The following is a 13,980-nucleotide window of genomic DNA, read 5'->3' on the forward strand; positions in this document are numbered from 1 at the left end:
TCCTTTACACCCACATTAACATGAAACAGCCGCTATTATTCTTCTCAACCGGGTACTTTATCTACATAGGCCGTGCTGTCGATACGGTTGTTCACCAGCACCATGCCTTACAGATCGCCATTAGTTTTGAGGATACAATAGAGATCATCACCTCCGGCGCTGTGATCAAACACAGAGCTGTTATCATCGATTCCGATCAACCACACGAGTGCAGAACGTACAACAATACTTTCCTGCTGATCAATATCGATCCGGAATGCAAAACAGGAGCTGGTCTTAAGAAGGCCTGCCTGTCCGGCCAGCCAATAGCAGCATTGCCGGAAACAATGGTGGAGGCATTATTGGAAGAAATAAAACCACTACTGGCAGATGATACCAATGCGGACAGCGTTTTTCATATTACGCTGCAATTCCTCCGGCAACTTTCTCATACAGGAGGCAAAGAGGATATGGACGACAGGATTGCCAGGGTGCTGGAAGTTCTCAAACAGCCCGGACAAGAGCCGTTAAAAATCAAAGATTTATCATCTATGGTCTATCTTTCTCCCAGCCGGCTCATCCACTTATTTACGACACAGGTCGGTATTCCTATCAGAAAATATATGCTGTGGGTCAGACTTTTAACGGCAGTACAGTACATCATTTCCGCCAGGGACCTGACGGATGCAGCCCTCGAAGCCGGTTTCTCCGACGCCCCGCACTTCAACCGGACCTTCAAACGAATGTTTGGGCTGGCCCCTTCCCTTTTACTCAAGAATAGCCAAATCATTCAAGCCTATGTAAAGTAGCAGCGGGACCTTTGCATAAGGTAAACCAAACTTTATTTTATGTACGCAATTAATCACGCTGCAACAGCTTTACTGCTAAAGAAAAAGGAACCCAAATTGCCTTTGTTTCCACTGTTGGTCTCCGTGCAACTGGTGGAGGTATTATGGGTGCTTTTCAACTACCTGGGCTGGGAACATTTTTCAATTTCCGGCGGCAGCGTTCATCTCGACTACCTGCCGTATTCCCATTCAATTTTTTCCGGAGTTGTTGCCGCGGCAGTTTCATTTTGTGTGATCAACTGGGGCTATAAAAACAGGAAGCTCGCCTTTGCCTTTGCCATTGGCGTTGTGTCCCATGTGATCATTGATATGGTCTTCCATGAAAAGGATATTCAGCTGTCGCCGTTCTCTGCCACGCCGGTACTGGGATTCGGCATTATCGATCACCCTGTCCTGAATTTCATCATTGAATTTGCCTACGGAATATTCTGCTGGTGGTATTTTAAAGGCAGCAGGGCATTACTTTGGGTGATCATTATGTTCAATGTCATTGACCTGCCGATCATGCTGGCACACGGCGATGCATTGACGCCTTTTATGCATTATCCGTTTCTGTTGCCAACGGTGATATTATTTCAGATACTTATTACCTGGTATTTTGTTTACCGTTATGCAAGTCTTAGAAGTGAAGCACGGCAGGCGATTAATAATTAAAAACATACGAGCCTTCAAATTCGGGGTTTGAAGGCTCATTTAGGTTTCTGCATATATCCCGAATCCGACAGGAACTTATCCAACTCAGTAAGTTGTTCATTATCCAAATGCAGCATATAGTCGATCGCTTTAGCCTTGTCTGGGGCATGTTCATAATAGGATTTGCAGATAGCGTATCCTACAAAATACCCGAGATCAACGCCGTTATACAACCAGTCCTTTAGTGCTGTTCCATGCATTTGTTGCCTGAACTTTTCCCATATTTCTTTTTCATGTTCTCTACCGTAACGCATATACGGGGTACTTAACGGATGCTGCAGCAACAATTCCGCCATAAAATCACACATGCCTTCTGCAATACAGGCTCCCAGCAGATTGGTGTGGGCCCTGCCCTCCATATCCCCTCCGTTGTGTTGGGTATGGGACAATTCATGCGCCACGATCTGCAAAATACCCGGGTTATCTTTAAAATAGTTTTGCAAAAACGGGTGAAGACCCGCTGAGTTAGTGGTACTGTCAGCTGCCCCGATCTCTGTTCCTATCAGCACTTCAGTTTCTGTAGTCGTTCCTCCGGTGCCGATAAACCCAATCATAAAATAAATGTCCGGTGTTTTAAATGATGGGTACAACTTTTTATAGGCTGCTATCAGTTTTTCAAAATCCGCTGTATACGCTTTTACCTTCAGGGTATTGGATCTGACAGATGTCCAGAAACCAGGATGGGTAAAAATACTCTGCCGAAATTTTGCTGGTGTCCAGTTTCTGATACGGGCCAGTTCTTTTAACCCTTTAGTTCCCTTTTCCAGGTACATTGTCTGTATGAGATGTACCTGCGTTGCGGAATCACTCACAGTATGCACACTGTCAAATGTTTTCCAGAACAGATCTATATCTGAATAGTAAATCTTCGTTTGTGCATGGAGGGTATTAACAACCAACACTGTCAGCAACAAAATGACATAACTTTTGATGGAGTGCATATACAAGTTATTTAGGGATAAATAAATGTAACTAAAAAGAAGCGAAAGAGCGAAAGATATGGCAGTAATCCCCTACTTTTAGTTGTACCCCTCAATCTGATGGGTCAGTACCCTACAACAACATACAGCCTCTATCCGCCAATACCGGATAGAGGCTGTACGAAAAAATACCATTGCTGACTAAGACATCGTAATCTCATTATCTTTCAACCGCTGATAGATCTGCTGTAACATACGGCTTTTAAATGCCTCTTCCTGGTGTACGTTCTGAATCCACACCTGTAGCTTCAACGCTATGCTGCTGTCATTGATGCTCTTCACCAGTAACTCAGGCGCCACCTTGCCGATAATGATATCCGAAGCAGACACCTCTTCCAGGATAATTTCCTTCGCCAGCGGCAATGCCGAGGACGGAGCGATGGTCAGCAACAGTTCTGTCCGTACATGATTATTGCTGAGTGTCCAGTTAATCAGTTTGGAAGATAACAGATCGCCGTTAGGCACCGTTACCTCCGCACCTTCCGTGGTCACCATCCTGCTGGACCTGATGCCGATATCTTTCATCCGGCCTTTTTGGCCTGCGACTTCCACATAGTCACCGATCTTCAGCGGGCGTTCAAAGATGAGGATCACGCCGGACACGAGGTTGTTCACAATATTCTGTAAACCCAAACCAATACCCACGCCCAGGGCGCCCAGTACCACGGTGATCTTGTCCATCGGCAAACCGGAGGCCGCAATGGCTATCAGGAAACCGGCCACCAGCACCAGCAGGCGTAACAGCAGCAACCGGGAACTTTTCTCTTTCACTTCCCCGATCTTATCGTCGTCTGTCTCCCCAAAGAAATAACCGATGTATTTCTGGAAAAGATTCGATATCAACAGGATCACAAAAAACAAGAGGATATTGCCCAGCGTAAAGGACGTATTGCCGATAATTCTCGGTGCGGTGATGAGGCTGCTGACCCCGGTGTATAATTCATTGTAGATATTCAGATTGGTGGCAAATACCATCAGCCATAATACCACGACCAGCGCCACCAGGATTTTGTGTAACCCTGCACGTATCTTTTCAAAATCGAAGCGTGCTGTAATACCGCCCGCAATGCGGCTGGACTGCATCTGAAGATAGAAGGCTTCTTCAACGATCTGTATAAACACAGTTAAGCCAATGATCTGTAACAACCCGGCGATCGCGGCGGTACTGTATACCTGCGCGATACTCAAACGGCCAAACAGGTTAAACAGCGCCGCCAGCACGTTCAACACCACGAAGATCATCGACACGATCCGGACCAGTCTACCGGCAGATAAATTTTTATAAATACGGAAATAAATAAACAAGCCGGTCACCACAGACAGCGCATTCAGCACCAGCATCCATATCCGGACACGCACGTCCGGCACAACCACTGCCGCCGTGGCGGTGGTGAAGAGGTATAACACGCAAATGCCGATCCAGTACACAAACATACGGCGTTCCCACCTGCGCCAGAACAGGACCGTCAGCAAAAACAGTAAAAAGGATTGCAGCAAATCCAGATAAGCCGCAGGGGCATGCAGATCAAAGAAAGAGGCGATGTTAAGAATAATCACCAGCGTTCCTGAAAAAGGAAGCGCCCGGAGATACTTTATGTAAGGTGGCAGCAGCAGCTCGGCCCTGCCAGCCTTTTTTATTCTTCTGAATTGTTTGTTCACCCGGAAGAAAAATACCACTCCTATCAAAAACATCCACAGCCAGTTTTCGGAATGAGCACGGGAATAGTAGTTCAGTATTTTTCCCAGTCCTTCAAAGGATTTGGAAGATTGCTGCGCCAGCGTGGCAGCCGAAGAATCAGTACGGACTTTGTCTTCCCACAGGTAATTATATTCCTTACCTAAAGATTTAATACTAAAGACCCTCAACTGCTCATTGACTTTATTCTCCAGTTCTATCGCTTTGAAATAACTGCCGGAAACACCTGCCTGCAACACGGCTATTTTATCCAGATGCAGCGTAGTGGCTTTCTTCGCTTCGTCCCATTTTCCTTTTAGTTCTTTCAGTTCGGGCAGGTAAAATTTCCGGAAAGTAGTGTCTGCCTTGATCTGCCTTACAAAAGAATCTTTAGTGAAGGCCATCATTTCTGCATTCATCCTCACCAGTTCCTTGTTGTATTCAAACAACCGGGATCGCCAGTCGTCCAGATGTTCCCGCATATCTCCCAGCAGCACGTGGAACATCTGCAGGTTACGGACATTCAGGACTTTATTGTACAGCTTCAGGTTATCTTCAATAATCTGCAGATTGGATTTCATTTCCGGCAGCTCTGCTTCCATACCGCGTGTATCAAATCCCCGGGCGGTGATATCATTGATACGGTTGAGGGTATTATGAAGCTCCTCCATGCGTATCAGCAGGCTGTCGGCGCTCAGTTTTGCAGGGCCCGGGGCAGCCGGGGCGGTAGTGTCTTTTCCGGCGGGTTGCGCGCCGGCGATGTTTCTCCCAAAAATAAAACAGCACAGGAAGACAAGTATTACCGGTATCCTCTTGGTGCATGTACCATGCAGTGATTTTGTCATGTGTCTATAGGAAATAATGCCCCATCCGGAAAGCATACGCCCGATGGGAAAGTTAAACAAGCATTAAAGAGGTGACGGGTTATGGGGACCAATAAAAAAGCATGACAAATATAATAATATTCTTTCAATTGTATGTTTTCTTTCACGACGGACGACAAAAAAAAGCCCCATCATCTTGCCGATGACGGGGCTTTTAAATATAACTGCTACAAAAACTCATTTCCCGGGGGAATGCAGTTTATAAAAATCGATTCCATCCGTTCCCCATACCCCCTGGCAATAGTATACCGTATTTTGTTTATCCTGTCCTATCAGGGCGGCACCGGAGAAATCCACCCATTTGGCCTTACCGGTAAGTTTGTCCTGCCCCGGCGCCGCAGCGTTGTTGCCATTCTCAACGCCGGCATAACAGAACACGGTCCGTTGCTCAAAGTCGAAATTATACAGAGAGGCTCCCTTCACTGCCAAAATAGACCCGTCCGATAAAACCATCATATTGTTAAAGGCGTACAGCATACCGGTCCAGTCCACAACGCTGAGGTCCATCATACCCCTGCCTTTGGTATCAGGCAAGGTATCATAGGAACGGAAACTGAACGCTGCGGCGGCAGCCTTTACTGAGGCGATAATATCTTCCTCTTGTGTGTCATATTTCACAATAAGCGTACGCCAATCATCCACATCTGCCATTCCGTATACATATCTCCCCAAAGGATCTACAAAACACAAGCTGCTGGCCACATGCGCGCCCGGCGCCATGATAGGCGGGGTATTATTGGCGGCATAACCGGCGTTCATCAGCGGCGTTACTTTCCCCGTCATATCCATCCGGGAGATCAGCAGCAGATTATCCGCCCATACTTCCTGGTTAATACTTCCGCTGCTAATGGCAGACTTCCAGGCTGAGTGATCATTGGCATTACTGGGCGGCACATAATAATTGGTGTAGAGAAGATTACCCTGCAGATCAGTATTCAGGTACATTGCTACGATCTTCATACGGTCAATACTTCCCTGGAATGGCGCAGCATCGCTGTTCACCGGCGCAACGCCCTTCACCACCAGCGTACGGTTAAGCGTGGTAATACGCTTGCTGGCCACATCCATTTTACATAACCGGAAAATATAATTATCCACCGTATCCACTGATGGCTCACTATCTTCCATAGAAAAAAACAACGTATTGCCGTCAAAGGAAATAGCGCTGCCAAATACCTGCTTCACAGTGAGCTCCATACCTTTATCATCTGTCACCTTATCGCCGGCGGCAAGGACTTTATTTACCTGCCCGCCGGTGAGCGCATTAATCTCCAGCTGATTATCAAACCAGATACTCCCGTTCCTGTCACAATGCACATCCCGTACAAAAGCATAGCCATGTTGTATAAGGACATTAGCATTCGCCGGCATCCAATGCAACAGCTTATCCGCTACCAGCGTGGTATCTGTTTTCCCGATACTGACTGCAAAGTCCCGGATAGACACCGGCGAACCATGAATGGTGATTCCGTTGGCAGTGACAGTGACCGGCCGTTCCGGCCCTACGCCCATTTCCTTCGTGATAACAAAACGTACCACATCCACCATTACCAGCGGGATACCATCGGTAATGGTGTAAAGCTTGTTGGGGTCGATTTCCTTGTGTTCGACCGGCTTTATCAGTACGCCACCTACCCGTATCTCACTTCCCGGCCTGTCAGTAAACAGCTTTCCAATCAACATCGCTGTATCACCTACTACCCATGTTGATGGGTACTGCCACCCATACTGCCCATACTGGCCGGAAAGCTGGTAGGTACTGGCCAGCCAGGGCTGTGTCTCCACCAGCGTTTTATGTTCGTCCACCTTACGGCAGGCATTCAGCATCAACAGCAGCGCTATGCAGCACAAGCTCCATGCAGCTGTATGAACGGTAAATATCTTTCTCATGTTGTCAATTTTTTAATAGTTCTTCAATGCCTGAATAGTGAAAGTGGTTTGCAACGATACCATTCTGCCGGTACGCGGGTCTTTATAGGAAGCCGGATGATTCTCCGGATAACCGCTCATTAACAGCGTGTAGGCGTGACCGGGCGATACCGCCAGCGACACCCTGGACAATACATTGCTGCTGTCGGACACTGAAAAGACCTTGATGGAAAAGGTGTCCTGCCGGACCACATTCATCGGGAGATAACCCGTATGGTCACCAAAATGTGTAGCCGCCGGGAGCTCCGCCGGAATTTTTTTATTGAAGGTCAGGAAATACTTACCATCTCCCGGGCTCAGGTTGATCAACCGCATGCCGATCTGCCCGTCAGCAGGCTTAAAGACATCTGTTGTCACCAGGCTGCGAAAATCACCACAGCTGTCTCCATAAAACACCAGTGCCGGGTTTTGGTCGTCTATTTTCACGCTGTCGGTCAGCAGAATAGTTCCTGCGCTGTCTACCAGCCTCAGTGTATGCGTTCCTGTTGGCACGGGCCAGAAGGTCGGCCAACCGTTGACGATAGCCGGATGGGAAACTGCATAACTGCCATCGAAATAAGGATGTTTGGAAACGTGGTCTGCATCCCACACATAGTTGCTGTCCCGGCTGTCGATCAATATAAAATTGGCCCTTCTCCTGGCAGGCGAAGTCAGTTCTCCCTGCAAAGCGGTGGACGCATTATAGAAAAATATATTCCCGTTGCCGGCACCCGGCAATGGCGTCACGTCCTTGTTACATGCAGACAGCACACCAAACACGATCAATAGATATAAAAATTTCTCCCGGATATAAGCGGTCATGATATTTCTTTTTTAAAATGAATAGGTAAACTGTAACAACCAGTACCGGCCAGGCTTATATCTCCTGTAGATATTATCGCCTTCCATCAGGATTTTACCATCTGGCTGTTCTACCGGCTTCTCAGCATCGTACCGCTGATTATAATTCAGGTCTTCCACAATACGATAACTTTGGTCCAACAGGTTCTGCACACTGAATTTTACCTGTAATGACTTCACGATACGCTGTGTAACAGACAGGTCCAGCAGGTGCATCGGTAACTGCAACAGGTGCGGACGAATATAGCTGTCGTCCCAGAGCGTGTCTGCCTTGGTACGCTGGCTCTTTGCATAGATACGCGGTCCGCTCACATTATACACCAGCGACGCCTTGGTGCCGCTGGAAGGGTTTTCATAGAACAAGCCGGCATTCACCACATAAGGGGATTGCCCCTGTAATGGTTCACCCTTTTTATGGATACTGTCCACCGCATATACGGAGTTAAAACCGTGCGTCACGGTACTGCTCTTTATCAGCGAACCATTCAGCACCACGGAAAAATGCCGGAACAGATTTCCTCCCATAAACGACAGGCTTTTCTTTATCTCCGCTTCTACACCGTACACCTCTGCGCTGACAGAATTGAGATAGCTGATATTGGTGAAATTAAAAAAGAGGCCATAGTCAGAGGCAGATGTCTCCCTCCGCATACGTTCAATGGGGTTCTGCAGATGTTTGTAAAAGAACCCTACGTTGAACACTTCGTTTTTATTCTTTTTAGGATATAGTTCTGCCCGAAGATCATAGTTATCAATGACAGCGGTTACTATCCTGGGGTTACCCATAATATTTTCGTTGTTCTGAAAATCGAAATCGTTATAGGGCGTCAGCTCGCGGAAATCCGGCCTGTTGACCGTACGGCCGTAACTACCCCGGAGTACCAGTGAAGAACCGGGGAGATAGGTAATGTTCACGGATGGCAGCAATACTGTTTTGGGACGGTCCACATAAACGGGCTGCAGACTGGTAGGTCCATTGAATCCTGACCTGGCGCCTGATAGCTGCTGACGGTCGTACTCCAGGCGAAGGCCGCCATTCAGCACAAGTTTATCGCCGGCTGCTTTCCAGTCGCCCATCACGTAACCGGCGTGATACTGCTCACTGGCCACATAAGCGTCCACCGGACTGGTAGCGTCATAGATGCCAAGGCCGGTATTATCGTCCTTAAAATAATAGGAGCTCCACACCTTCGGCAAGTCCTGCTGACTGAAGCGAAGCAGCTGCTGGTTGATATTACCATGGTCGTTGAACCAGCCTAAATCATCCTGACCAACAGGCAGAAACTGATCGTTGGTGAGGCCACCTCTGTTTACCCGGAAAAACCGGCGCCCTACCTGTCTTGTTTTAAACAGGTTGTAAGTACCTGCCTTCAGCGAGAACCGGGGCTTTACCTGGAAGGTATAGTCTATCGCGCCGCTGTAAATCTGTTCCAGGTTTTTGATATACAAACGGCTGATCATGCCCAGGTAGTTGGTGCGCACCGCCCTCCAGCTGGTATCATTGTCCAGCGAAAAATCATAGAGATGGACAATGCGCTGGTCCGGCAGGTTTTGCAGATCATAGGTGTAGCCGGTATTCCATTCCAGGGTGTGCTGTTTTTTTGCGCCCAGCACGTGTGACCCGCCTAAATGACCGGCATACAAGGCCCTTTGCTGAAAAGAAAGTACGATGTCTCTTGTGCGGTATTGGTTTATATTCAGTCCTACTCCCTTAGGTTCATTGGGCCGTTGGGTATTGACGCTGGTAAAACGGCGGCCGTCATTCACAAAAAAGTTCCGCAGAAACAACTGGTGCCGGTCATTCAATTTCAGGGTGAGGTTTTCGAGGATATTAATTTTACCGTTTTCCGATGACTGCTGACCGTTTCCGATTTTGTTATTATCCAGCAAACTACCGCCTGCATTGCCGTTTCCCTTGCCGGTATAAGGTTGGTCTGTATTTCCCTTCTGGAGATAGACATCATAGCCTGTTGTCTCTTTCGTATAGGTGATGGCGGTGAGGTCGTATAATTTGGCGCTGCCTACTTTCCAGCTGTTATAGTAATTGGCAAACAACTGCATATCGGGCAACGTATAGCGGATACCGTAGTCCAGCGTAGGCGACATGGCAGATAACCAGCCTGATTGTTTCACATCGGTTACCTGTCGGTTGCTTTCAAAGATACCGGGGGAAAAGGAAGGCAGTTTACGGCCTCCGTCATCAAATCCAAGGAAATCATATTTTCCGCCGTTGTGACTGATACTGTTTTTGAAGGTAGCGCCTTCGCGGTGTGCCACCTGGAGGCCCATATCAAAATGTTTCACGGGCATGGCATTCTTTGTAGAGATTTTCACCGCGGCGCCGGCATAGTCTGCCACAAGATCGGCCACCGGTGATTTATACACGAGGATCTTGTCTATCACGCTGCTGGGCAGCAGATCATATGCAAATGCTTTGCTGTACAGCTCCGTGGAAGGAGCGAGACTGTTATTCAGAAATGTCAGGTTATAACGTTCGTTCATGCCACGCACCACTATAAAGCGGTCGTCCACCACGGTGACGCCGGAAATTCTTTTTACAATTTCAGCAGCATTTCTGTCGGCAGTTTTTGTGATCAGTTCACTGGAGATGCCTGACACTACGCCCGTAGCGCGGCGTATTTCATCGATGAGCTGGGCTTCTGTGCTGTGGGTGACAGATTTTACCTTACGCGGACCGGCGTCTATCACTACCTCATTCAGCTTGTTGGAGATTTCCATTTTTACGTCCAGCACCACGTCTTTTCCCGCGGGGATGCTAACGTTGCCTAGAACAGCCGGGGAATAGCCGATGTAGCGTACCTCCAGGGTATATTTACCGGCAGGCAGGTGTTTCAGCTCGTAGAAACCTTTTTCATTGCTCAGGGTGCCGCTCTTACTGCCGCTGATCAACACGGTGGCGCCGGGCAGCGGTTGAGAGGTTTCAAAATCCACCACACGTCCCCGGACATTTCCTTCCCCTTTTGCGGCATTATTGTCTGTTACCGGTTTCGCAGGGGCTATGATGATATAGTTGCCTTCTTCCCTGAATGTAAGCGTGGTATTTTTTAACAGGGCCTGTAATATCTCTGACAGCGTTTTTTGGGTAAAGGAGACAACCGGTACGTTGTACCGTTGTACGTCTGCCGGAATAAAAGCGAAGTAACTTTTAGATTGTTCCTGTAGTTGCTGTAATGCCTTTCCCAGTGGTTGTTTGTTGAAACTGATGGTTACCTTGTTGTGTAACCGGTTTTGAGCAAGTGTGTTCGTCACCGACGCTGCCAGCAGCAGCATTATCCATGACAATACCGTGCCACTTAAACGCAGGCGTTTAAGAACATTTTTTTTCATAATTTCGATCTTGTTTTATAGTAAAGAGAGCAACAATGCAACAGGCTGCAACCCTGTTTCATGCCTTGTTCCGGGACGTCTGCTTCAACGGGCGTCCTTTTTATTTTTACATGTTTTTATTTAATAGATTAAGAAAGCTGTATCATTCAATTGTCTAGTGGCTAAGCCATTCAGCTGTCCCAATGCCCGCACCACTTCTTTTGCCGGCATATACCTGTTCAGCAGGATATTATATGTCTGGCGGCGTACCTTGTCCCGGGTAGTTTCCAGGCGCACGCCATACATGGCTTCCATGGCCGTTTTCAGATCAGCAAAACTGGCGTTGTCCAGCTGCAGCTGCGTTTCTTTCCAGGCGGCGGCCAGCCACACCGGTACCTGCTGCTCTGTAAAGCGGCCCGTTTGCTGGTTGATAGTTATCTGTTTGCCGGGAAGCAATACATCCAGCTGTTGTTGATGATGGTCCACGGCTACCTTCCCCGAAGCTACCATCACCAGGATTTCTTTTGCAGCGTTATGACGTACGCTAAAGGAGGTGCCCAGTACGCGGGTCTGCACCGCGCCGCTTAGCACTACAAAAGGATGCGCGGCATCCTGCCGGATATCAAAAAAGGCCTCACCATTTAATAAGGTGATGCTGCGTGACGACCTGCCAAACTGAATAGTGTCAAATGCCAGACGGGTATTGGCTTTCAGCCATACGATGCTTTTGTCCGGTAATACAAGGCGGCAATTTTTTTCCGCGGTCGCTACTACCAGCAGATGGTCCTGCGGTATGTTACGTCTTTGTTGTAACAGCCACCCGCCTGCACACAACAACAGCAACACCACGGCGGCAGCGGCCATCCAGCCTATGCGGTATCTTTTATTGCTTACCTTGGCCACCGGGGCAATTTGCAGATGTGCAGCAATCGCCTGCGCCATGTTGTCCGGCATCTGTTCGGTCACTTCTTCCCTCCATGCCTCCTGCAGGTAGTCGTCCAGCAAATGCGGCGAATCGTGCAGCAGCCGGGACACTTGCTCCGCTTCCTCCCGCGTACATTGATGATGAATAAAACGGTCCAGTAATGTTTTGTCTATGGCCATTACGACAAACTTTTATGTTGATGGTTGTTTATATCACGTATGCACAACACGAAGGGAGTAAGCGCCAGGCAGGAGTTAACCTTTTGGTAACATTGGAGGTGTCAGCGGGGAAACTGCGTTTTGAGGAATTTGAGGGAGAGGCCGATCTGTTTCTTGACGGTGGCCGTGGAAATGCCCAGCTGTCGGGCCACTTCCTTGTGTGAAAATCCGCCCTGCTTCACCATGGTGAAAATTTTCTTTCTGTGCGACGGCAACTGATTGATAGATAACTGTAACTGCGTCATCCGTTCTTTATAATCGAGCTGTTGCTCCGGCGGAACATTGCCCGGAATTTCCTGTGGCCATTCCGACAAAAGCTGTTGCCGGCTTGCTTTTTTACGGAGGTAATCTATCACACGGTTACGGGCATAGGTAAACAATAATGGCAGTATATCCTTCTCCGTGTCTATTTCATTTATTTTTTGCCAAAGGCTCACATAACAGTCCTGCACAATATCTTTTGTGTCTGATTCATCTTGTGTGAGCTTCTTTACAAACTGGTACATCCTGTCTTTGGTGGCCAGAAAGATCTGGTTGAATCTTTCAGCAGCGGGATCCTGTTGCGGGGACGGGCGCCATCTTCCGGTGTTGCCGGTGGCAGCGTCAGGACAGTTATTATCGTGAGGTTGATTAAGCGGCATGTTTACAAGTCCACCGCAAAAAAAAGAAACTAATGTTAGTAAATAGTTAAGGATAACTTATCCTGTAAAAAAAGCCGCTATATGAGCGGCTTTTTTACAGGATAAGTTAAACGATTACAACACCACCACTTTCCCGGCAGGAACAATTTTTAATTTCTTTCCGTAGGAAGTAGCATCCAATGTTTGTTGTAAAGTAGCAATTGGTTCTATATACATGGAGAAGGTAGAATGATGTACCGGCGCAATAACATCGGGATGCAGCGTTTCTATGATCTTCAGACAGTCCGGAGAATTTAATCCGCGGCGGCCGATACTGCCATCAGAGCCAACGGCGCCCATATCGGGAATAAACAGGTTGATCTTCCCGTAGCGGGTATACTGCTGCATGTCATCAAACCATACTGTATCTCCTGTCCAGTATACACGGTATACTTTGTGATTTACCGTATACTCGATGATGTAGCCATTGCCTTTTCCCAGTTCAGTTTTCAACGGATCGTCTTTTGCATGCATCGCTTCCACGGCGATGATACGCAGCGTTTCATCTCCTTTTTTAAACACGGTGGTATCGCCCCATTTAAGACCCGTAACATGAGCGAAGCCCCACTCCTTTATGGTGGCTGTGTTAGCGGCCGGAGCGACCACACTCAGCTGTTTGTTCAGCGCAGTCCTGGCTTCACGGTCGAAGTGATCAGCATGCGGGTGACTTACCAGCAGCACGTCAATCTTCGACGTGTCAAATACGGCGGGGGCAATTAAACGCCGGATATAGGCATTGGCAGCTCCGGTGGAAGGGTGTTTTTTGATCATAAAGGCCGAATCGCCTTTCGGGCTGAACATAGGGTCTGTCAGTATCTTGAAGTTTCCCAGCTGTAACACATAAGTAGGACCGCCTATCCATTGAAATGTTTTTTTGTGCTGCGCAGCTGCCTGTCCTGCTACCAGGACGCCAAGGATAAACAGGTAGATTCTAAAGGATTTCATTGTTTGATGCTTTTATTGTGCTGTTGATTTGATACGTCAAAGCTACAGCACAGCGGC

Annotated in this window: 10 protein-coding genes; 2 read left to right on the forward strand and 8 right to left on the reverse strand. The window is 47.9% G+C overall.

What is annotated here, in order from left to right; translation table 11 throughout:
- Positions 1-20 precede the first annotated feature (20 nt).
- Together HGH92_RS06085 and HGH92_RS06090 are read left to right on the forward strand one after the other, a co-directional pair.
- Positions 21-788, forward strand: a complete 768-nt coding sequence (locus HGH92_RS06085; RefSeq protein ID WP_168869849.1) for an AraC family transcriptional regulator — start codon at positions 21-23, stop codon at positions 786-788.
- A gap of 39 nt (positions 789-827) precedes the next feature.
- The gene (locus HGH92_RS06090; RefSeq protein WP_168869850.1) at positions 828-1,481 is read left to right on the forward strand and encodes a hypothetical protein; all 654 of its coding nucleotides are present in this window, start codon (positions 828-830) and stop codon (positions 1,479-1,481) included.
- 35 nt (positions 1,482-1,516) lie between these two features.
- Here the strand turns inward: HGH92_RS06090 and HGH92_RS06095 are convergent, their stop codons facing one another.
- From HGH92_RS06095 to HGH92_RS06130, 8 genes are all read right to left on the reverse strand, one after another.
- Complete coding sequence (locus tag HGH92_RS06095; protein ID WP_168869851.1) at positions 1,517-2,461, reverse strand: DUF2268 domain-containing putative Zn-dependent protease; 945 nt, start codon at positions 2,459-2,461, stop codon at positions 1,517-1,519.
- A 180-nt stretch (positions 2,462-2,641) separates the two neighbouring features.
- A complete protein-coding gene (locus HGH92_RS06100) occupies positions 2,642-5,020 on the reverse strand; it encodes a mechanosensitive ion channel family protein (protein ID WP_168869852.1) in 2,379 nt (792 codons plus the stop codon).
- 216 nt (positions 5,021-5,236) lie between these two features.
- Positions 5,237-6,949 carry a hypothetical protein gene (locus tag HGH92_RS06105; protein ID WP_168869853.1) on the reverse strand — a complete coding sequence of 571 codons (1,713 nt, stop codon included), beginning with the start codon at positions 6,947-6,949 and terminating at the stop codon, positions 5,237-5,239.
- A 12-nt stretch (positions 6,950-6,961) separates the two neighbouring features.
- Positions 6,962-7,789: a hypothetical protein gene (locus HGH92_RS06110; protein ID WP_168869854.1), complete on the reverse strand. Its 828-nt coding sequence runs from the start codon at positions 7,787-7,789 to the stop codon at positions 6,962-6,964.
- A gap of 12 nt (positions 7,790-7,801) precedes the next feature.
- Entirely contained in the window at positions 7,802-11,176 is a 3,375-nt protein-coding gene (locus HGH92_RS06115; protein WP_168869855.1) for a TonB-dependent receptor, read from the reverse strand.
- A gap of 120 nt (positions 11,177-11,296) precedes the next feature.
- Entirely contained in the window at positions 11,297-12,259 is a 963-nt protein-coding gene (locus HGH92_RS06120) for a FecR family protein (RefSeq protein WP_168869856.1), read from the reverse strand.
- A 101-nt stretch (positions 12,260-12,360) separates the two neighbouring features.
- The gene (locus HGH92_RS06125; protein ID WP_168869857.1) at positions 12,361-12,939 is read right to left on the reverse strand and encodes an RNA polymerase sigma factor; all 579 of its coding nucleotides are present in this window, start codon (positions 12,937-12,939) and stop codon (positions 12,361-12,363) included.
- A gap of 114 nt (positions 12,940-13,053) precedes the next feature.
- Positions 13,054-13,923 (reverse strand): MBL fold metallo-hydrolase, encoded by an 870-nt coding sequence (locus HGH92_RS06130; protein ID WP_168869858.1) that lies wholly within the window; start codon positions 13,921-13,923, stop codon positions 13,054-13,056.
- Between the last annotated feature and the right edge of the window lie 57 nt (positions 13,924-13,980).

The organism is Chitinophaga varians, from assembly GCF_012641275.1.
GTDB classification, from domain to species: domain Bacteria; phylum Bacteroidota; class Bacteroidia; order Chitinophagales; family Chitinophagaceae; genus Chitinophaga; species Chitinophaga varians_A.

Bases quoted from the DNA above. Each gene is read 5' to 3' on its own strand.
- HGH92_RS06130 (WP_168869858.1), bottom strand. From the start codon at position 13,923: ATGAAATCCTTTAGAATCTACCTGTTTATCCTTGGCGTCCTGGTAGCA.
- HGH92_RS06100 (WP_168869852.1), bottom strand. From the start codon at position 5,020: ATGACAAAATCACTGCATGGTACATGCACCAAGAGGATACCGGTAATA.
- HGH92_RS06120 (WP_168869856.1), bottom strand. From the start codon at position 12,259: ATGGCCATAGACAAAACATTACTGGACCGTTTTATTCATCATCAATGT.
- HGH92_RS06125 (WP_168869857.1), bottom strand. From the start codon at position 12,939: ATGCCGCTTAATCAACCTCACGATAATAACTGTCCTGACGCTGCCACC.
- HGH92_RS06105 (WP_168869853.1), bottom strand. From the start codon at position 6,949: ATGAGAAAGATATTTACCGTTCATACAGCTGCATGGAGCTTGTGCTGC.
- HGH92_RS06115 (WP_168869855.1), bottom strand. From the start codon at position 11,176: ATGAAAAAAAATGTTCTTAAACGCCTGCGTTTAAGTGGCACGGTATTG.
- HGH92_RS06110 (WP_168869854.1), bottom strand. From the start codon at position 7,789: ATGACCGCTTATATCCGGGAGAAATTTTTATATCTATTGATCGTGTTT.
- HGH92_RS06085 (WP_168869849.1), top strand. From the start codon at position 21: ATGAAACAGCCGCTATTATTCTTCTCAACCGGGTACTTTATCTACATA.
- HGH92_RS06090 (WP_168869850.1), top strand. From the start codon at position 828: ATGTACGCAATTAATCACGCTGCAACAGCTTTACTGCTAAAGAAAAAG.
- HGH92_RS06095 (WP_168869851.1), bottom strand. From the start codon at position 2,461: ATGCACTCCATCAAAAGTTATGTCATTTTGTTGCTGACAGTGTTGGTT.